Origin of the sequence: Citrobacter sp. RHBSTW-00671, from assembly GCF_014103415.1 — a bacterium.
In the GTDB taxonomy this organism is placed as follows: Bacteria; Pseudomonadota; Gammaproteobacteria; order Enterobacterales; family Enterobacteriaceae; genus Citrobacter.
Genome location: NZ_JABXPR010000001.1, coordinates 2,368,837 through 2,389,032, shown reverse-complemented (window position 1 = coordinate 2,389,032; position 20,196 = coordinate 2,368,837). Strand labels below are relative to the sequence as shown.

General features: G+C 47.7%; 21 protein-coding genes and 1 tRNA gene. 8 read left to right on the top strand and 14 right to left on the bottom strand.

The features are described 5' to 3' along the window. Nucleotides 1-140: 140 nt before the first annotated feature. Nucleotides 141-1,502, bottom strand: a complete 1,362-nt coding sequence (locus tag HV261_RS11240; protein ID WP_442781038.1) for a sensor domain-containing diguanylate cyclase — start codon at nucleotides 1,500-1,502, stop codon at nucleotides 141-143. Between the two features lie 644 nt (nucleotides 1,503-2,146). Between HV261_RS11240 and HV261_RS11235 the strand changes: the two genes are divergently transcribed. After that, the gene (locus tag HV261_RS11235) at nucleotides 2,147-2,527 is read left to right on the top strand and encodes a MysB family protein (RefSeq protein ID WP_202038308.1); all 381 of its coding nucleotides are present in this window, start codon (nucleotides 2,147-2,149) and stop codon (nucleotides 2,525-2,527) included. Here HV261_RS11235 and HV261_RS11230 read toward each other — a convergent pair whose 3' ends face one another. The 3 genes from HV261_RS11230 to mdoG form a co-directional block, all read right to left on the bottom strand. After that, complete coding sequence (locus tag HV261_RS11230) at nucleotides 2,528-2,767, bottom strand: YceK/YidQ family lipoprotein (RefSeq protein WP_411961629.1); 240 nt, start codon at nucleotides 2,765-2,767, stop codon at nucleotides 2,528-2,530. Nucleotides 2,768-2,829: 62 nt separating this feature from the next. Next, nucleotides 2,830-5,358 (bottom strand): glucans biosynthesis glucosyltransferase MdoH, encoded by a 2,529-nt coding sequence (mdoH, locus tag HV261_RS11225; protein WP_137383209.1) that lies wholly within the window; start codon nucleotides 5,356-5,358, stop codon nucleotides 2,830-2,832. Continuing rightward, nucleotides 5,351-6,886 (bottom strand): glucans biosynthesis protein MdoG, encoded by a 1,536-nt coding sequence (gene mdoG / locus HV261_RS11220; protein WP_137383216.1) that lies wholly within the window; start codon nucleotides 6,884-6,886, stop codon nucleotides 5,351-5,353. The genes mdoH and mdoG overlap by 8 nt, the downstream gene beginning before the upstream one ends. A gap of 271 nt (nucleotides 6,887-7,157) precedes the next feature. Here mdoG and mdoC point away from each other — a divergent pair, with 271 nt between their 5' ends. Further along, entirely contained in the window at nucleotides 7,158-8,318 is a 1,161-nt protein-coding gene (gene mdoC / locus HV261_RS11215) for a glucans biosynthesis protein MdoC (RefSeq protein WP_202038306.1), read from the top strand. A 20-nt stretch (nucleotides 8,319-8,338) separates the two neighbouring features. Here the strand turns inward: mdoC and HV261_RS11210 are convergent, their stop codons facing one another. The 6 genes from HV261_RS11210 to csgB form a co-directional block, all read right to left on the bottom strand. Further along, nucleotides 8,339-9,826, bottom strand: coding sequence for a phospholipase D family protein (locus HV261_RS11210; RefSeq protein ID WP_202038305.1), 1,488 nt, complete (start codon nucleotides 9,824-9,826; stop codon nucleotides 8,339-8,341). After that, on the bottom strand, nucleotides 9,762-10,304 hold the full coding sequence (ymdB, locus tag HV261_RS11205) for an O-acetyl-ADP-ribose deacetylase (protein ID WP_137383206.1): 543 nt from the start codon (nucleotides 10,302-10,304) through the stop codon (nucleotides 9,762-9,764). Before ymdB ends, HV261_RS11210 begins: the two co-directional genes overlap by 65 nt. A gap of 100 nt (nucleotides 10,305-10,404) precedes the next feature. Continuing rightward, a complete protein-coding gene (locus HV261_RS11200) occupies nucleotides 10,405-10,725 on the bottom strand; it encodes a YmdA family protein (protein WP_202038304.1) in 321 nt (106 codons plus the stop codon). 151 nt (nucleotides 10,726-10,876) lie between these two features. Next, on the bottom strand, nucleotides 10,877-11,209 hold the full coding sequence (gene csgC / locus HV261_RS11195) for a curli assembly chaperone CsgC (RefSeq protein ID WP_137383204.1): 333 nt from the start codon (nucleotides 11,207-11,209) through the stop codon (nucleotides 10,877-10,879). Nucleotides 11,210-11,269: 60 nt separating this feature from the next. Further along, nucleotides 11,270-11,722 (bottom strand): curli major subunit CsgA, encoded by a 453-nt coding sequence (gene csgA / locus HV261_RS11190; protein ID WP_137383203.1) that lies wholly within the window; start codon nucleotides 11,720-11,722, stop codon nucleotides 11,270-11,272. Nucleotides 11,723-11,763: 41 nt separating this feature from the next. Further along, nucleotides 11,764-12,219 carry a curli minor subunit CsgB gene (gene csgB / locus HV261_RS11185; RefSeq protein ID WP_048211206.1) on the bottom strand — a complete coding sequence of 152 codons (456 nt, stop codon included), beginning with the start codon at nucleotides 12,217-12,219 and terminating at the stop codon, nucleotides 11,764-11,766. 760 nt (nucleotides 12,220-12,979) lie between these two features. Here csgB and csgD point away from each other — a divergent pair. Genes csgD through csgG form a run of 4 tightly spaced genes read left to right on the top strand, consistent with a single transcriptional unit; the run spans nucleotide 12,980 to nucleotide 15,331 of the window. Further along, the gene (gene csgD / locus HV261_RS11180; protein WP_005129125.1) at nucleotides 12,980-13,630 is read left to right on the top strand and encodes a biofilm master transcriptional regulator CsgD; all 651 of its coding nucleotides are present in this window, start codon (nucleotides 12,980-12,982) and stop codon (nucleotides 13,628-13,630) included. A 4-nt stretch (nucleotides 13,631-13,634) separates the two neighbouring features. Further along, nucleotides 13,635-14,033 carry a curli production assembly/transport protein CsgE gene (gene csgE / locus HV261_RS11175; RefSeq protein WP_061068136.1) on the top strand — a complete coding sequence of 133 codons (399 nt, stop codon included), beginning with the start codon at nucleotides 13,635-13,637 and terminating at the stop codon, nucleotides 14,031-14,033. Nucleotides 14,034-14,058: 25 nt separating this feature from the next. Then, nucleotides 14,059-14,472 (top strand): curli production assembly/transport protein CsgF, encoded by a 414-nt coding sequence (csgF, locus tag HV261_RS11170; protein WP_005129126.1) that lies wholly within the window; start codon nucleotides 14,059-14,061, stop codon nucleotides 14,470-14,472. A 25-nt stretch (nucleotides 14,473-14,497) separates the two neighbouring features. Then, nucleotides 14,498-15,331: a curli production assembly/transport protein CsgG gene (csgG, locus tag HV261_RS11165; RefSeq protein ID WP_005129128.1), complete on the top strand. Its 834-nt coding sequence runs from the start codon at nucleotides 14,498-14,500 to the stop codon at nucleotides 15,329-15,331. A 45-nt stretch (nucleotides 15,332-15,376) separates the two neighbouring features. On the opposite strand, the gene HV261_RS11160 is transcribed toward csgG, so the two are convergent. The 4 genes from HV261_RS11160 to ghrA all read right to left on the bottom strand — a co-directional run bounded on the left by HV261_RS11160 (nucleotide 15,377) and on the right by ghrA (nucleotide 18,331). After that, nucleotides 15,377-15,859 (bottom strand): DUF1097 domain-containing protein, encoded by a 483-nt coding sequence (locus HV261_RS11160; RefSeq protein ID WP_202038303.1) that lies wholly within the window; start codon nucleotides 15,857-15,859, stop codon nucleotides 15,377-15,379. A gap of 101 nt (nucleotides 15,860-15,960) precedes the next feature. Then, a complete protein-coding gene (locus HV261_RS11155; protein WP_202038302.1) occupies nucleotides 15,961-16,515 on the bottom strand; it encodes a TorD/DmsD family molecular chaperone in 555 nt (184 codons plus the stop codon). A gap of 23 nt (nucleotides 16,516-16,538) precedes the next feature. After that, nucleotides 16,539-17,276 (bottom strand): phosphatase, encoded by a 738-nt coding sequence (locus tag HV261_RS11150; RefSeq protein WP_202038301.1) that lies wholly within the window; start codon nucleotides 17,274-17,276, stop codon nucleotides 16,539-16,541. Between the two features lie 116 nt (nucleotides 17,277-17,392). Continuing rightward, nucleotides 17,393-18,331: a glyoxylate/hydroxypyruvate reductase GhrA gene (gene ghrA, locus HV261_RS11145; protein WP_202038300.1), complete on the bottom strand. Its 939-nt coding sequence runs from the start codon at nucleotides 18,329-18,331 to the stop codon at nucleotides 17,393-17,395. Nucleotides 18,332-18,567: 236 nt separating this feature from the next. Here ghrA and HV261_RS11140 point away from each other — a divergent pair. Beyond that, nucleotides 18,568-18,655 (top strand) — tRNA-Ser (locus tag HV261_RS11140). 283 nt (nucleotides 18,656-18,938) lie between these two features. Further along, a protein-coding gene (locus HV261_RS11135; protein WP_202037240.1) for an IS3 family transposase occupies nucleotides 18,939-20,194 on the top strand; the annotation gives its coding sequence in 2 pieces (ribosomal slippage) (nucleotides 18,939-19,290 and nucleotides 19,290-20,194; 1,257 coding nt in all). The last annotated feature ends 2 nt before the right edge of the window (nucleotides 20,195-20,196 follow it).

Genomic DNA, 20,196 nt, shown 5'->3' with positions numbered 1-20,196 from the left:
ATCCATTCTCAACGCTCCCCCCAACATATCAATTGGCTTAATGTGGGGGGATACGCAGAGTGAACTCAATAACAGTTCTGATCGTACTGGCTACACAGCTTTTTTAAACGTCATGACACTCAATAACGCTTAATATTATTCTAGCTGTTATAGTAAACCACTTTATTTCTACCTGAGTTTTTCGCTTCATACAGCGCAGCATCAGCATATGATACGACTTTATCAGCAGAATAATCATCAGATTTACTACAATATACACCGATGCTGATTGTCATTTTCTCTTTCAAGCCATATATATTGGGCACCACTGTTTCAGTCTCAACATTTTTTCTTATTCTTTCCGCAACAAACATTACTTCAGCTTTATCTTTACACTTAATCAGTATCCCAAACTCTTCCCCACCAATTCTCGCAAAAATATCGGAGTCCCTGATCGATTTATTGACAATATCAACAATGCTCTTTATAACGCGATCGCCTTCCTGATGGCCATAAGTATCATTGATGCGTTTGAATTTGTCTATATCCAGTATCATTATACAAACAGCACCTTTTACTAAAGATGACTTCAGTGCCTTATAGAATAATTTCCGGTTATATATCTTAGTCATCGCATCTTTTATTGCTGAATCCGTCTCTCTCTTAAGAATAATGAACGTATTGTACATTAATATAGATATGATACATAAGGTGCTGATGACTTCGATGCCCCTACTGACATACCAAATATACATACTATATTCATCCAGACTTAACAGCAGAACATTCGTCAGGATTGCCGAGCAACACAGTAACGCGATGCTTTTCCATAAGATACCATGCATTTTGGTTTTCACTGCCAGATACAATAAAACCATCCCCCATGCAATAATCAAAGAATATATGTAGCCAATATGCCAGTGCACCGTTTTATTGTCAGCTTTGAGACTGGTAATTTTAATCGTGACATCAGCGTTATAGCTGGATAAATTATGTGAAAGGAATGCAATTGCCAGCATAATCAGCAATGCTATAATGATGTAGCATGGTTCTCTTTCTTTAGTCTCAATAACGGTGGAAGTCGCTTTATACGCTTTCAATGATACAAAAAACAATGCAATAAAACTCACTTGCCTAAAATAATAGAAGATAGCAATATCATTTGTCCGTTTTTCTATCAAAACACTATCATTAATTAAATCCTGAACGATATATATAGTTTCTATAAAATAGATATTATTACTGAGGAATGCCATTCCTAATATCATCAGGTATGTTAGATCTCTCCTGCAAAGGTACTGAAATAGCATAAAAAGAAAAATAATTCCGTACAGAAAGAACAACCCCACGATGATAATTAAATATGTTGTTTGAGGTACACTCTGCACTTCTAACTGATACTGAGAAAGACACGCACCAACAATAAGATAGCTGACTAAGCAAACTATGTAAAAACTCATCAACCTGCTATTGTTTGAATTACTATTATCCATAACAGCCTTGGCAAGAATCCCTTTTAGCATTTTATATATTAAGTTATTACTTTTTGCAAATTAATAATTCAACCCATAACACAACATTATTTATTCATCTTTTAATGATAAATAGCTTATCTATAACTTCTGTTATTATTCATTAAATATGATGAATTCATTTTTATGCAAACCAGGAGTTTACATACGAGTTACAAATTAAATGATTGGCGATATTATCCACATTACTAAATGTTGATGATTTCAGATGTTATCTATATCTGCTTCTTGATATCATTCTCCTTTAATTTCATGCCGTTAATTAATGTTTATCTCATCTGCCCATTGTGTTTTTTTCATTGTAAGCTGTCGCAAGCTTGCTATTCAATCACCCCCTTTAAACTATAATATCCTCACGTATTGTGCTCCAGTCATAACCGCTTGAGTTTAATACATTACACCCCATTCTTAGATACTTAAGGTTTATTGTTCATGAATCGTATTGGCGGCAGAGTTCAACCCGTATTTTTGTTGTTCCAGGAAGCACCACAACCGTGTGGTTATGGTGAGAAACACCCGATGCTTCAAGCCGTTGCATGCCTGAAACTTCGCGATAAACGAATGCTTTGACAGTTCTCACCACACCGCCTATATCTTTTTATTAAGCCAATCACCCATGCGATCAGGATGCGAATATGAATGCCTTGTACCCCACCCTTGAAGAAGCCATTGATGCAGCCCGTGAAGAGTTTCTGGCTGAGAATCCAGGCACTGAATCTGACGAAGCCAGTGTCCAGCAGCTGAATGTACAAAAGTACGTGCTACAGGATGGCGATATCATGTGGCAAGCTGAGTTCTTTGCCGACGAAGATGATAGCGAAGGCGAATGTTTGCCCATGCTGAGCGGTGAAGCGGCACAAAGCGTTTTTGATGGTGACTATGATGAGATTGATATTCGCCAGGAATGGCAGGAGGAAAATACGCTCCACGAATGGGATGAGGGTGAATTTCAACTGGAGCCTCCCCTTGACACAGAGGAAGGCCAGACCGCAGCCGATGAATGGGATGAACGGTAGTTACTCGTAAGGCCCATGGTGTACATCGAGCGGTAATAGCAACGTATCAAACACCAGCGAAAACGGCAGATCCAGGATGGTGACATAACGCCACGCAGAGTCCCGGACGTCCCATTGTACGCCTGGATAGTATTGATTTCCGTGTCCTTGACCGGGGATCGTCCGGCTAATAATGCTGCCGCATCCGCTCAGAAGAAAGACCATCATTCCCACAGCCAGTATTCGCACTGGATACCTCATGACTTTTATATTCAGTATAAAAAAATACCGGCTCCAGGCCGGTATTTTTACGTTTCACACGCTTATTTTTTCCTGAGCGCCAGTGGGTTCAGGGTTATCCCCTGATAATAATTAACCCATGAGGAATACTTATCTGGTGAATTCCAGACGCGATAATGTAAACGCGCCATGGTCACCGGGTCGCTCAACAGAACCAGGCGGCGATCGCGATTCAGTTTCTCCGGCGTTTCATTCAGCGCCTGCTCGACATGGCGATCGCGTGCGATTTCAAGCACGTTACTCGCACGATGGCGCGCGGTAGCCATGGCCGTTGCCAGCGCGTTAAACGACGGATTAAACACGGCGTGCATGAAACCGTCATCCAGCGAACGATTACGGTTCAGCTCCAGATAGTTATCCGTGTCCACCAGCACCTTCGGCGGAGAATACTCTTCCGGGATCAGGAACAGTTTCCAGCGTTTGGTACGTAACCCAACCGTTGAACGACTGGAAATGACGGAAACAAACGGCGACAGGATTAGTGAAAAGACAATCGGAGCCAGCCAGAACAGGAAACGCAGATCCAGCCAGGCCATCCCTACTGCCCACACCAGGCCCAGCAACAGCTGAGATCCGTGACGCATAAACGCCTCGCCCCACGGAGTGGAGTCGTCATCACGTTGCGGCGAATTCCACACCACTTCCCATCCGAGGAAGGCACTCACCACGAAAACGGTGTGGAACAGCATACGCACCGGCGCCAGCAGCACGGAGAACAGAACCTCCAGCAGCAGCGACAGCGTGACGCGAATAAATCCACCGTACTCTTTCGTGCCTTTGCACCAGATAAGCAGAATACTTAGCAGCTTCGGCAGGAACAACAGCACCATCGTTGAGGCAAACAACGCGATAGCCAGCTCAGGACGCCACTGCGGCCAGACCGGGAACAGCTGACGTGGTTGCAGGAAGTACTGCGGTTCCGTCAACGCATGGACCACCTGCAATGCGGTAGAGAGCGCGAGGAACATAAACCATAACGGTGCTGACAGATAGGACATCACACCGGTCAGGAACACCGCGCGATGAACCGGGTGCATCCCTTTAACCAGGAACAGCCGGAAGTTCATCAGGTTACCGTGGCACCAGCGACGGTCACGCTTGAGCTCATCCAGCAGGTTCGGTGGCAGCTCTTCATACGAGCCCGGCAGATCGTAAGCAATCCACACGCCCCAGCCCGCACGACGCATCAATGCCGCTTCCACGAAGTCATGGGAGAGGATCGATCCCGCAAACGAGCCTTCGCCCGGTAGCGGTGCAAGCGCACAGTGTTCAATAAACGGTTTCACACGAATAATCGCGTTATGACCCCAGTAGTGCGACTCACCCAACTGCCAGAAGTGAAGTCCGGCGGTAAACAGCGGGCCATAAACGCGGGTAGCAAACTGCTGGCAGCGCGCGTACAGGGTGTCCATACCAGACGCTTTCGGCGAAGACTGGATAATCCCGGCATTTGGATTCGCTTCCATCAGGCGTACCAGACCGGTCAGACAGTCTCCGCTCATCACGGAGTCAGCGTCCAGTACCACCATATAGCTGTACTGGTTGCCCCAGCGACGGCAGAAGTCATCAATGTTACCGCTTTTACGCTTAACACGGCGACGACGGCGGCGGTAGAAAATCTGTCCTTCGCCCTGCACTTCGGCAATCAGCTCCATCCACGCCTTTTGTTCCGCAACGCAGATATCGGGGTTGTAGCTGTCACTTAGAATGTAGACATCGAAATGCTCCGCATTCCCCGTGGCTTTAACCGACTCCCACGTCGCGCGCAGGCCCGCGAATACGCGGTCAACGTCCTCGTTACAGATAGGCATGATTAGCGCGGTGCGGTGCTCGGGATTCAGCGGTTCATCCCCTACCGTTGAGGCAGAGATACTGTACTTGTCACGCCCAATCAGCAACTGCAGGAAGCCCATCAGCGCGGTCCAGAAACCGGCTGAAACCCAACAAAAAAGCACGGCAAACAAAATGAGGATACCGGTCTGTAGCACATAGGGCAGCAACTGCATAAAGGAAACCCACAGGTTCTGCCCCATCATATCTGCTGGATTAATGAACGCCCATCCCTGATAAGGAAGGATCGTCTTCATATACCAGGTCGCGACGACCGTTTGCGCCAGCGTTAAGATCAACAACGTATAACGGCGGATCGTGCCGACGGTACGCCATTTCTGCTCACTTTCTTGTTCTTCTTTCGTCAAACGAGAAAGATAACGCGGTGTGACATCGCGCCCACGCAGGCGATCCCAAAAACGGCCAACCGGGTTTGTACGCCAGGGATCGGGAAACATTGAGGTACGTGTCGCTTTCGGCATTGCCTGCAGCTGGTCACGCCCTTCATCATCCTTTATCAACTGATCTTTGGCCAGAGAGTCTGGCCAGGCTTGCTCAAGGCGAGCTTTTACAGAACCCTGCGGTGAATCATCTTCGCGCGAGTAAGTACGGTGCTCGGCATCCAGCGCCTGATGAACGGCGCGGATGTCAGTTTTCGGCAGTGCCGCTTTTTCGATATCCGAAAGCGGCATTGCGTCAATATACTCAGTTGTCTTATTCATTGGCAGGTAACTGGTAGCTCCAGGTTTCACTCAACGGCTGATCGGCATTGGCCAACGCAGCACGCATTTCAGTGGTTTTCTTCGCATCTTTCACTTTCACGCGCAGCATCAAACGCCACCCTTTCGTAACCGGGTTGTAACGCACGGTGCTTTCCACGATTTCACCGTTGTCGCCAATGCTGGTTTGCGCGGTAATCGGGGTGTCCTGCGGCAGCTTTTTCATCTCGGTGCCGGTGAAATCCACCACAAACGCGATAGTGCCGTCAGGCTGGCGAATGAGATTGGATTGTTTGACATCCCCTGTGGAACGGCGAGTCTGCTGCACCCAAGCATTTTCTGGCGCATGAAGCTTATCTTCATCACGCGTAAACGTCAGGGTGTACTTAAAGTTCATCTCTTTGCCTGCTTCCGGCAGTTGATCCGGCGTCCAGTAGGCAACGATGTTATCGTTTGTTTCGTCGTTAGTGGGGATCTCAACTAATTCAATTTTGCCTTTACCCCAGTCACCTTTTGGCGTGATCCAGGCACTTGGGCGCAGGTCATAACGATCGTCGATATCTTCGAAACGGGAGAACTGACGTCCACGTTGCAGCAGGCCGAATCCCTGCGGGTTTTCCATCGCAAAGCTGCTCACCGCGAGATGTTTCGGGTTATTCAGCGGACGCCAAATCCACTCGCCGTTACCAGCATGGATAGACAATCCGTTTGAGTCGTGCAGTTCAGGACGATAATTTGTCGTCGGAGAAGGCTGGTTCGGCCCGAACAGGAACATACTGGTTAACGGAGCTACGCCCAGTTTGCCCACTTTATCGCGCAGATAGACTTTGGACTGAACATCCACAACCGTGTCACGGCCAGGAATAATCACAAAGCGATACGCCCCGGTCGCACGCGGGGAATCCAGCAAGGCATAAATGGTTAAACGTTTGTCAGTCGGTTTTGGACGTTCGATCCAAAACTCGCGGAAGCGGGGAAATTCTTCGCCAGAAGGCAGAGCGGTATCTATCGCGAGACCGCGCGCAGACAGACCATAGACCTGGCCTGCACCCAGAACACGGAAATAGCTGGCACCGAGCATGCTGACGATTTCGTCGTTTTTATCTTTGCTGTTGATCGGATACAGCACTTTGAACCCGGCGAAACCGAGATCTTTTACCGTGTCTTTATCATGCTGAACATCGCCAAAATTAAAGTAATCCGGGCTGTATTTGATTCTTTTCACCGCAGTGGCGGTGACTTCGTTGATTTTGACCGGCGTGTCGAAGTACATACCCTGGTGGTAGAATTCGAGCTTAAATGGGGTCTTGAGATTGCTCCAGTACGCTTTGTCGCGATTAAACTGGATCTGCTGATAATCCGCATATTTCATGTCGCGGAAAACGGAGGGCAAGTTACTTTTTGGCGCCTCGTAGCCTTTATCGGCTAAGGATTGAGCTTGCTTTGCAACATCATCAATACTGAACGCCCAGCTCGATGATGTATACAGCGTTAACATTACTGCTGCACCCAACCAACGCATTTTCATCATTTGTAGTTTATGTTTCATAATTAGTAAGCACTTCCCCCTTTGTGTGCTTATATTGATCCGATCCATTTTAATGGATAATCGGGTATTCCGACAACTGAATCCCTGTATTGTTCGCGTGCTGGCTCATGGTTTAATCAGGTTCGCCTACCTGTTTTCACTTTGAGTGCTTATCCTGGAGACAGGTTGTTGGACTTCGTGTAGGGTTGCCTTCGAATGTAACCATAATTCGTCTTAGGGATAAGACGAAAAGTCTGAGAATACGTAACTATCTATGAGCTCTGTATCTCCACCGCGTGAATATTTTCTGGATTCCATCCGTGCCTGGCTGATGTTGTTGGGGATTCCCTTCCATATCTCGCTGATCTACTCCACGCATACCTGGCATGTGAACAGTGCAGAACCGTCATGGATATTGACCCTCTTTAACGATTTCATACATGCATTTCGCATGCAGGTCTTCTTTGTTATTTCGGGTTATTTTTCATACATGCTGTTTTTGCGCTACCCCTTAAAGCGCTGGTGGAAAGTGCGTGTTGAACGTGTGGGTATCCCCATGCTGACCGCCATCCCGCTACTCACGCTGCCGCAATTTATCATGCTGCAATATGTGAAAGGCAAAGCCGACAGCTGGCATACTCTCAGTGGATACGATAAATACAACGCACTGGCATGGGAGCTGATTTCTCATCTGTGGTTTTTACTCGTCCTTGTCGTTTTAACAACCGTGAGTATGTGGGTGTTTAGCCAAATGAAACACCGATTGACGAGCCCCGATGGCGTCAGCCATTCCACGGTATCGATGACGAAACTGACGTTGATTTTTTTGTTGCTTGGCGTCGGATACGCCGCCGTCAGAAGAACAATTTTTATCGTCTATCCGTCTATTCTCAGCGATGGCATGTTTAATTTTATCGTCATGCAAACGCTGTTCTATGTGCCGTTTTTTATGCTCGGCGCGCTGGCGTTTATCAATCCGCAGCTAAAAGCACTGTTCACAAGGCCCTCGCGCAGCTGCACGTTCGGCGCGGCATTCGCTTTTGTGGCTTATCTGCTCAATCAACGCTATGGAAACGGCGATGCCTGGATGTATGAAACCGAATACGTGATAACGATGGTGATGGGGCTGTGGATGGTTAACGTCGTCTTCTCGCTCGGCCACCGTTTATTGAATTTCCAGTCAGCCCGCGTCACCTATTTTGTCAATGCTTCACTGTTTATCTATCTGGTGCATCATCCGTTGACGCTGTTTTTCGGTGCCTATATCACACCGCACATCACATCAAATCTGCTGGGTTTTCTCTGTGGGCTGCTGTTTGTGGTCGGGATTGCGGTAATATTGTACGAAATCCACTTGCGGATACCGGTGCTGAAGTTCCTCTTTTCCGGGAAACCCATCGTTAAGCAGGATAAAAACAAGGCCATTGCCGGATAGCAGACCTGTCATTGCATGGCTCAGAGCAGCCATTCAATCGGTAATACAGAGGCCAGCCTCACCAGAACCCGCTTCCAGAATCCTGTGGCGGGTTCTTTTTTCACTACCCGCTCACTGCCGTCAGGACAGTCTACCCAGTTTATCCGGCCCCAGCGGTCCAGGCGCAATTGCCAGGCCACATCACGCTGGCTTTGCATAAAGCGTTTATGAATCAATGACGCCAGCACTTCACTCTCAATCACAAACCCCATTTCCGTATTGAGCAACGTTGAGCGCGGATCAAAATTAAGCGAGCCGATGAAGACTTTGCGGCCATCAATGCTGAAGGTTTTCGCATGCAGACTGGAGCCTGAATTGCCGGTCAGCCCGCGATCGTGTACCACCGCACCGCGATCGCGGGTTGGTTTTAGCTCATACAGTTCTACACCATAGCGCAGCAATTTTTTCCGCCAGCGCGCATATCCCGCATGCACAATTGCCACATCATTCGCGGCCAGCGAGTTAGTTAAAATAGCAATTTTTACCCCTTTTCGGACCAGGCGCAGGAGCTGTGCGACTCCGGCACGTGTCGGCACAAAGTAAGCGGAAATTATATCAATACGCTCAGTGGGTGAGCCCATGACGTCAAACAAACGCTGCGGTAATAGCGAGTGACGCGGCGCTTTCCCCTCTCCTTTTGCCGGATCGTCACTGAGCAGCCGCGTTTTGGCCCAAATCAGCGACAGTGAACCCTGATCGAGCTGCGTCATAAACTGGCTGGTCTCCAGTTTGTGCAAATAGCGTCGGGTAATATCGTCGTTATACCAGGATTCTGGCAGTTCAATACGTTGCGTCGTTTCTGGCTCAGACAACGCAAGGACGCTCTGTAACGTTGAAACTGACTGACATTGCCAGTAGCGCTCAAAATCATCCGCGACCTCTTTCACCACCGGACCGATGGCCATCACGTCAAGATCGGAAAACAACGGTTCTTCACCCGCACCAAAATAGGCATCACCGATATTACGCCCACCAACCAGCGTCACTACACCGTCCGCGGTATAACTTTTATTGTGCATGCGGCGATTGAGCCGGGCGAAATCGGTTAAATATCCCAACGCGCGAAGGATGCGAAATGAGAAGGGATTAAACAGGCGGACTTCAATATTCGGATGGTTATCCAGCAGACGCAGCGTGTCATCAAGGCCCGGCGTGTTGTTATCATCCAACAGCAAACGAACCCGTACCCCGCGTTTCGCCGCGGCCAGCAGAACAGAAAACAACAGCAGCCCGGACATGTCGTTCTCCCAGATGTAATACTGCACATCCAGCGTTCGTTCCGCCATTTCTGTCAGCCGATAACGGGCTGCGAAAGCATCCAGACTGTCATCCAGTGCCAGAATGCCGCACTGATCCGGATGGCTTACGCACAATGGGGTAATGGCACGCTCAAGTCGCGTCATATCAGGCCGTATTATCATCGCCTTGTTGGGTGAGTAATCTCTTGTATAACCTGGCATTTTCCTCATCAAAACACACGAAGTAGATTTGATCAGGTAGCGCACGGCGGGTGATAAATTTCAGCACCGTATTCACCGCTATCTCCGCCGCCGCCGCACGTGGATACCCGTAGGCTCCGGTGCTGATAGCCGGGAACGCAATGGATTGATAGCCATTGGCCAGTGCCAGTTGTAATGAATTGCGATAGGCCTCCTCAAGGCGTTCAGCTTCATGATGATCGCCGCCCTGCCAGACGGGCCCAACAGTGTGGATCACCGCTTTGGCGGGAAGATCTCCCGCCAGGGTGATAACCGCATGACCGGTTGGGCATTCGCCCTGTTGCTGTAATACCTGTTTGCAGGCTTCCAACAGTGCCGGTCCAGCTGCACGATGAATCGCTCCATCAACGCCACCGCCGCCCAGCAATGAGGAGTTGGCCGCATTGACAATCACATCAACGGCGATTGTCGTAATGTCGCCCTGTAAAACATGAACACGCGATTGCATAAGTTCCCCCTGACAAAACACTCTCTGTTAAGTGTACAGCAGGGTTTTCTACGAAATCTCACTTTTTAACCATACAGGTGCATATCTACGCCGGAACGATTCATTTATATTCAATATTAAGAATCGCCAGATTTTTCTGTTCATTAAGGTACTGCATTTTCACACTGGCAATTTGCTGGAGGCTTTCAGGGGCCATCGCTATCTGTTGCGTGTTATAGCGACTACTCCGTAGCTTGCCATCACGTATACATGACAATTCAATCTGTTGTTGTTGCGAGTTCACCTCACAAGGCGATTCAACTATTGCGCCACGGAAATGGATAATTCCGCCAGGTGTGATTTGCTGCGCCGTTGCGGAGAACATAAAAAAAGAAGTAACACATAAACTGGTACTTAAAATACGTTTTAATAAGGTGCTCATAAGGGTTCCTCAATGATAAACCATCCTTGAGGGATCGAAGTGATCCTTCACCGCTGCGATTAACGACCAAATAAAAACGTTTTCACGTCTCTATATTCATAGAACAGCACCGCTGTCCCAGCCACACCCTTAAAGCAAATACAGCAAAAAATCATGAGCGACTGCTTGAATCAGGCCACTGCTGGGACAGATGCAATGACTGCCCATCCGAAACGGTAACGACAATGTTGACCGTATCTTCAGGTGAAATATTAAAGCTCAGTTTTGTTAATTCAATCGGCCGATTAGCAGGGATCGACAGGCTTGTTTTCTGTTGCGTTTGGCTTTGCCCCCCCGACCCTTTACGTATGGCAAGAACTTGTACCTGGCACACGCAGGGTTGCGATAACGTCACCTGCGGAATAATGGTATACATCTCACCTTGCTGGGTTGTATTAAAGGTTATTTGATTTGAAAGCGCGGCAATAAGTAATAGCGTATGCATAATATGCTCCCGAAAAAAAACAGGGCTTTCGCCCTGTTTATTATCAGTCATAAAACTGAATTAGTGCTGGTTAGCTGTCGCATTGTTGCCATAACCAACCTGCTGAATCAGAACATTCGAGTCAGATGCAGTCTGATTAACCACCGCACCGTTACGACCACCGAACTGAGTTACACTGATGTCAGCATTTTTTGCATTCCACTGATTGATATCTGCGCTGTTCTGGAAGCCAGTCTGTTTCAGGCTAATGGTACTATCATCAGCACCTTGCCCGACGGTAGCACCGTTACCATGTCCGTGTTGTGTGATGGTCACGTCTGATTTACGTGCATCACTTTGCAGCGCATTCGCAACGTTACTTGACCCATATTGGTAAATACTCAATGAAGAGTCCGGGCCATAATTACTACCACCGTTATGGTGACCATTGCTGTTCAATTGCGGAACAAGGCCTGCCAGAGCACTGCCAGAAACTACGATTGCTGCGAATGCTGCCACTTTTAAAAGTTTCATGGTAAAACCCCCATCGGATTGATTTAAACGTCGTTCACGGATTAGCGTTGAGTAACGCGAATTGCCATTTGCGACTGTCTCTGCACCACAACTGCTGTTTTTTGTGTACCGTACTGGGTAATATTTGCTTTATTACCAGAACCTTTCTGGATAATCATCGCTGTATTACCGTAAGAACTTTGTTTAATACTCGCATCATTGGAGCTGCCCGTTTGATCAATATATGCAAAATTATATGATCCTGTCTGGTCTGTTCTCGCCCGGTTACCTGAACCTTCTTGCGAAATGACCGACAATAACTTGCTGCCCTCCTGGCGAGTATTTGCACTGTTAGCAGTGCCAACCTGACCAATAATGGCTGCCTGATTAAATGAAGACTTACTTAATTCATTTACCGCAAAGTTATATTCTGAATTAGCTAAATCATAACTGGTTGCGGATGCAATCCCAGGCACACCCAGTATTGTAAACATCATAAATAACAACTTGTTTTTCATGCTGTCACCCTGGACCTGGTCGTACATGAAGTTAAATTAATTACCACTCAAATTGTTGTTAACATGACTTACATTTGTTAACGCCACGTTACGATGAAGAGTATGTCCGTTGAAACATTTTAAATAACTCACCCGCGAGTGGTATTTTTATATCCAGATTCACACCAAAGTACTAATTAACAGTGAATAACACCGCTACAGGTATAGGTTTTATTTTTATTTCGTCATCAGGAATGAATGTCTATGCAGTCACTGAAAAAGTGCTCTTTCCACGATTTCAGGGCTTCGCAGCACCGCGTCGCGATAGTCATCGATACAAGTCGTGACAAAGGTCAGTTTTTTCCGCCTAAAATTGTCCAACGTAAAGTGGGGCAAAAAATTTTGAATTCATTAGAATTCTAAAACTTGATAATTATAAATTAAAACATTATAAATCAATAAATTACTATAATTTGTATGATTTTTTAAATCTATGCAGCAACGGTAAAATGTACAACTTTCCTATCAAATCTAAACTCCAATAAAACCCAAAAATCACATTTAAATATATAATTTTACATCCTGTTACATGTTTAACACTTGCTTTAAGATTTGTAATAGCTAGATTGAAATCAGTTGAAGTCCATTTGTTTTAATATTTTCACCCCTTTGGGTCGATATTTTATTTCTACACAGCAGTGCAACATCTGTCAGTACTTCTGGTGCCTCTATTTTAGTAGAGACAGCTGTCAGGTGTGCGACTAAAAAGTGGAGTTTCATCATGTTTAATGAAGTCCATAGCATTCATGGTCATACATTATTGTTGATCACGAAACCTTCTTTGCAGGCAACTGCATTATTACAACATTTAAAACAATCACTGGCACTAACCGGAAAACTACATAATATTCAACGTTCTCTGGATGATATTTCCTCCAGCTGCATTGTTTTACTGGATATGATGGAGGCAGATAAAAAACTGATCCATTACTGGCAAGATAATTTGAGCAGAAAAAACAACAATATAAAGACGTTATTGTTGAATACCCCTGATGACTACCCTTATCGGGATATCGAAAACTGGCCACATATCAATGGCGTGTTTTACGCAACTGAAGACGAACAGCGTGTCGTTAGCGGCTTGCAGGGTGTCTTACGCGGTGAATGTTACTTCACGCAAAAGCTTGCCAGTTATCTGATCACGCATTCTGGAAATTATCGTTATAACAGCACGGAGTCGGCGTTACTGACACACCGTGAAAAAGAAATACTTAATAAATTGCGTATCGGCGCCTCAAATATTGAAATCGCTCGCTCACTATTTATCAGTGAAAATACGGTAAAAACACATCTTTATAATCTTTTCAAAAAGATAGCTGTCAAAAATCGTACGCAGGCGGTCTCATGGGCCAATGATAACCTCAGGCGATAAAGCCATGAAACGCTATTTGACCTGGATAGTGGCAGCAAATTTATTCTTTGCTGCCGGGAATTTGCACGCGGCTACCAGCGTAGAGGTGGAGGTTCCCGGACTGTTAACTGACCACACTGTCTCTTCAATCGGGCATGATTTTTATCGTGCATTTAGTGACAAGTGGGAAAGTGAGTACACAGGAAATTTAACTATCAATGAAAGACCCAGTGCGCGTTGGGGAAGTTGGATCACCATAACGGTCAATCAGGACGTTATCTTCCAGACTTTTTTATTCCCCACGAAAAGAGACTTCGACAAAATTGTCGTCTTCGCATTGGCACAAACTGAGGAAGCATTAAATCGCCGGCAAATAGATCAAACACTATTAAGCACGAGCGATTTAGCGCGCGATGAATTCTAAAACATGATTTTGTCCGGAGGCTTTCATGCGTGTCAAACATGCAGTGGTTTTGCTCATGCTAATTTCACCATTAAGTTGGGCCGGAAACATGACGTTCCAGTTCCGAAACCCAAACTTTGGTGGCAACCCGAATAACGGGGCTTTTTTGTTGAACAGCGCTCAGGCGCAGAACTCCTATAAAGATCCGAGCTATAGCGATTACGGAATTGAAACCCCGTCAGCGCTGGATAACTTTACTCAGGCGATTCAGTCACAAATTCTCGGCGGCCTGCTCACCAACATTAATACCGGTAAGCCGGGAAGAATGGTGACCAATGATTTTATCATTGATATCGCTAACCGGGACGGGCAACTGCAATTGAATGTTACCGACAGGAAATCGGGAAAAACATCAACGATCGAAGTGTCGGGTTTGCAAACACAGTCAACCGATTTCTAAGCCATAGCCACGAAAGGAAAAAATCATGCAGCGCTTACTTATAATGGTTGCAGTATTTTTACTCAGCGGATGCTTAACGTCCCCACCGCAAGAAGCCGCTAAACCGACATTAATGCCTCGCGCCCAAAGTTACAAAGACTTGACGCATCTCCCGATGCCTACGGGTAAAATCTTTGTATCGGTTTACAATATCCAGGATGAAACGGGTCAGTTTAAACCTTATCCGGCAAGTAACTTCTCCACTGCCGTACCGCAAAGTGCCACGGCAATGCTGGTTACCGCACTGAAAGATTCGCGTTGGTTCATCCCGCTGGAGCGTCAGGGATTACAGAACTTACTGAACGAACGGAAAATAATCCGTGCGGCACAGGAAAACGGCACGGTTGCTATTAACAACCGAATTCCGCTGCAATCATTAACCGCAGCTAACGTGATGGTGGAAGGTTCAATCATCGGCTATGAAAGCAACGTTAAATCAGGTGGTGTCGGCGCACGTTATTTCGGTATTGGTGCAGATACGCAATACCAACTCGATCAGATTGCGGTAAACCTGCGTGTGGTTAACGTCAGTACCGGTGAGATCCTTTCTTCGGTCAACACCAGTAAAACCATCCTGTCTTATGAAGTGCAGGCAGGGGTATTCCGTTTCATTGACTACCAACGGCTTCTGGAAGGGGAAATTGGTTATACCTCTAACGAGCCGGTCATGCTTTGCCTGATGTCAGCCATTGAAACTGGCGTTATCTTCCTGATAAATGACGGTATCGATCGCGGCTTGTGGGATTTGCAGGATAAGAAACAAGTTGATAACGACATTCTGGTCAAATACCGCCATATGTCGGTACCTCCAGAGTCCTGATACTAAAGAGAGAATAAAAAGCGTGAGGGAAGCCTCACGCTTTTTTTATTTACTGGTCAGTGTGGATGAAGTCGGGTTTTCGCGACGTGATGCCAGCCACAGACCACTGTTTTTCATCGCATAGCCAAACACCAGTCCCAGCCCCAGAGAAGGCAGAACCAACTGCCAGTCTCCCTGCCCTGCAAATGTTGCGCATGCCCCCATAAATGTGCCTGGGACAAATGAAAGCAGCCATTGCTTTGCCTGGATACACATCATAAATGCGACAATTCCCGTTATGACATAGCCAAGGATGTCCATATGCGGGGCAAGCGCGCTACCATTAATAATCACCAACGCCCACACTACACCGCTTAGCAACGTACATGCCGAGATCCACAGCCCTTTCAGTCCACCTTGTGGGCAGGCAAAATAAGCCGTACAGCCCAGGAAGCCAGCCCAACTGAGTAAACCAAGAGAAACGGCCACCCATTCCCAGAGTCCGGAGAGAATGCCCGTTGTGATTGCAATAGAGAGAAGTATGTTCATGCCGCGCATCTTAGCAGAAAAACGGCATAGTAATGAGATCGTGCACACAATTTATGCAAGACGATAATTTGCGTTGCAGTACATAGTGATCTAAATCACATTTATTCGTCGGTATCTTCCTGCAATTCGTCCCACATTGCGCTAATGGCATCGCGCGTTAGCGGTGCCATAGTTCGCCAGAAAGCGGTATTCGCATGCGCCTCAACTTTACCAAGGAACGTGCCGCACCAGGGAAGCAGGTAGTCAACAAACAAGGTTTCCAGTGCTTCACTCTCATCTTCTGCTGACTGGTCTTCAAGCCAGGATGCCGCCAGCAACAAGGTACCAATATGATCGGCTGGTGTATCCGCCAGCGGCATTCCACGTGCTGAAAGGAATGCACGAACATCTGCTTCCTTCGCCCCTTCTACCCAGGCGCTACGATAAGGCGGTACTGAACACTCTTTCCCGACAAACAGCGCGTTGTAATCTGCAGCAAGCTGGGGCATATCACAGCTTTTCTGCAAACGGGCCAACAGCTCATCCTGTTCCAGTGGCCAGTTAGCAGACAGTTTACCTTCGCTAATCAGGGTAAACAGGGGAACCAGTAAAGGGTCCTGCGGTTGGCGGTAAAACAGCGAGCCCAGTACACGGCACAGGATAGAAAACTCGTTCATTGATATATTCCAGTTAGTAACAATTAAAGTTCAGCAAATTCCGCGATAGGCTCCATGCCCCGCGATTCCAGAAACGACAGCAAGCGTTTTGGTGAAACGTTCAGAATTCGCTCTTCCGGGAAGCCCACATCATCCAGAATCTTACGGCATTCACCGAACTCTCCCAACGTAAATGCGGTATGGGAATCTGAACCCAGGGCCACCCAGCCACCTGCATCACGTACTGCCGCAGCCACAGCGCGACAGTTATCTTCACTGCCCTTACGCGAATGCAAAAATGAGGAATTATTGATTTCCAGTGCAACCTGATATTTTGCCGCCGCCTGTGCAATTGCGGTGATATCGACGGGATATTTGGGATTTCCTGGATGGCTGATAATATGCACATTGCCATTCGCCATCGTGGCGATCATCGCCTGAGTATTGGTCTCTTTATCGTGAGGGGCAAAAACTGGCTCATGGAAGCCCGCAATAATCAGATCGAGTGAGTCAAACATCGGCCCTGAACAGTCGATCTCCCCTTCAATATTCTTAATGTTCGCTTCTATCCCGCGCAGGATCCCCACTCCGTTCACCACGCGCGGCCAAATACGCATGTTAATAAAATGCCAGTGGTGTGGCGCATCCGCCATGTCCGGTCCATGATCGGTGATGGCAAACAGCTTGATACCCTTGCGATGGGCTTCAGCGATGTAATCACTCAGGGTGCTGTAGGCGTGGGTGCTGGCAACGGTATGCATATGCAGGTCAACGGGATACATAACTCTCTCCTGTAGTCGTTTTCCGTCAAGGATAGCAGGTATCGCCGCCATTAATACCCTAAATAATTCGGGTTGTATTGAGTCAAAACCCGGCGCAGGCCGGGTTGACATTGATATCAGTAACCCCGAACGCGATCGACCTGACCGGTAACCGCTTTGCCACTTTCCAGGCTAAGGATTGTACGAGAGATATAATCCACCGCTTCCGCCGGGCGCGTTACCGCTGCAATGTGCGGCGTCATCGCCACACGCGAGTGTTTCCACAATGGGTTGTCTTCGGGTAGCGGTTCTCGGCTATAGACATCCAGCATCGCACCTCTCAGTTTTCCGCTATCCAACGATGCCAGAAGATCGTCTTCATTGAGATGAACGCCACGCGCCAGGTTAAGCACATAGGCTCCATCCTGTAATTGATTCAACAGTCCGGCATTAATAATACCTACCGTTTCTGCCGTATTGGGCAGAAGATTAATCAGCACACGCGTCTGGCTTAAAAATGCACTCAACTCTTCGGTGCCTGCAAAACTTTCCACACCAGGCCAGGATTTACGGGTACGGCTCCAACAGCGTAACGGGAAGCCCCATGCCTGCAGGCTCTCTGCCACTTTAGCCCCTAATACACCGGCCCCCATGATTCCGATAGTAAATTCATCACGGGTATACTCTTGCAACGGCTGCCACTTCGCCTGGGATTTTAATGCCTGATAGTCATCAAAGCGGCGGAACCAGTGCAACACCTGACTCACCGCATACTCCTGCATTTGCAGGCCCATACCGGTATCTTCCAGACGGAAAAGTGGAATCGAGGTATCCAGCATCTCCGGGTGCGCTTTTAGCTTACTGAGGATGGAGTCCACTCCGGCTCCCAATGCAAAGACGGCTTTCAACTTTCGTCCTGCCAGCATTTCAACCGGCGGATGCCAGACCAGCGCATAGTCGGCATGGGCGTTATCACCCGCTTTCCACTCGCGAACGTTAGCGCCAGGGATGGCTTTCGTCAGCGCCTTTACCCACCAGGCCGTATCAAATGTAGGGTGATAGAAAATTATTTCCATATTGTCTCCTGAACATTGTTATGCGGAACATTCTCGCACTTATTATCATCATTTTCCGAGGGAACATCAGATTAGCAAATTTCAGGGTGCTGGCAAAAAAAACAATTCCCGCTCATTTAAGCCCCATGTTGCTTGAAGTTTGTGTAAATGCACGTTTTTTTGAAAAAGTAGATTGACGCCGGGGCGGTATTTCCCCTACATTAGCGCCCGTTCCAGCAGTACAGGAACAACAATATGGTGAGGTGTCCGAGTGGCTGAAGGAGCACGCCTGGAAAGTGTGTATACGGCAACGTATCGGGGGTTCGAATCCCCCCCTCACCGCCATATTCGAGAAAGAGCTCGTACGCAAGTACGGGCTTTTTTTTCGCATATTGCACACCTCCGGGGGGATGAGAAGCCCCGACCGGGGCTCGACTGCTGGCGTAGCCAGCTGGACAGACCGGGAGCATCGCGAACGGGCTGCCCCGTAGGGGCGAGCAAAGCGAGTCAATCCCCCCCTCACCGCCATATTCGAGAAAGAGCTCGTACGCAAGTACGGGCTTTTTTTTCGCATATGACCCGTCCTGAATAGCGTTGACACGTTCCAGATTTAATTCCGGAGAACGTGATGATGACTGAGTTCAAACGCACCCAACGCGATTATCCTCTATCCTTTAAAATAGCCGTCGTTGAGCAGGTCGAAAAAGGCGAGATGACCTATAAACAGGCCCAGCAGCGATATGGCATTCAGGGGCGCTCCACCGTACTTGTCTGGCTGCGTAAATATGGCCGGCTTGACTGGAGTCCCGGACTTCCTGACCTGGTGAAGAGGAAACTGCCTGTGGCTCAGACGACTGTCCCGCTTACACCCGAGCAAAGAATCAGGGAACTTGAAGAACAGCTTGAGCTGGCAAACCAGAAAGCTGAGTTTTTTGAGTCCGTTATCAACGTCCTGAAAAATGATTACGGGGTGAGTGTTGTAAAAAAGCGGCCCGGCAAGTCCTCACGCAAAGTCAGGCCCCAAAAATAACAGTTACGCGTGCATGTCAATTCCTGGGGCACAGCAGACAGGCGTGGTACCAGTACAACACAAGATGTAATAAACGGCAGGAGCATCATGCTCAGGTTCTTGATTTTGTTGCACGTACCCGGTGCCGTCAGCCGCGAATAGGTACGCGTAAACTGCACTATCTGCTGAACACCCAGGCCGGTAAAACACTGGCTATAGGGCGGGACCGTTTGTTTAACCTGCTGGGTGAATACCGGCTCCTGGTCCCCGTGAAACGGGCATATCACAAAACAACCAACAGCCATCATCGCTTTTACCGGCATCCTAATCTGCTGAAACCCGGCCCTGAACAGGTTACCGCCCTTGAGCCAGAGCAGGTCTGGGTCGCTGATATAACTTACCTTCCACTACGCAGCGGCACGGCTTATCTGAGTCTGGTCACCGATGCCTGCTCCAGAAAAATCGTGGGTTACCATGTCGGGGAAAACCTGCAGACAGAAAACGTGGTAAAGGCGTTCAGACAGGCTCTGAGGCGGAGAAAAACGACAGGTCCGCTGGTACATCACTCTGACAGAGGACTGCAATACTGTTCGGTACTTTATCAGTCAGTTCATGAGCGAAACGGAATAATCTGTTCAATGACCGATGGTTACGACTGCTACCAGAATGCGCTGGCTGAGAGAATAAACGGGATACTGAAAAATGAGTTTTTACTCTCCCGCCCGGTGGATCTTGCACAAGCCCGAATGATGGTAAAAGAGTCCGTGGCCATTTATAACCATGAACGGCCACATCTGGCCCTGAAATACAAAACGCCCGATGATGTTCATCAGGCGTTTTATAGACAAAAAACTGTCAACCTATATCAGGACTAGTC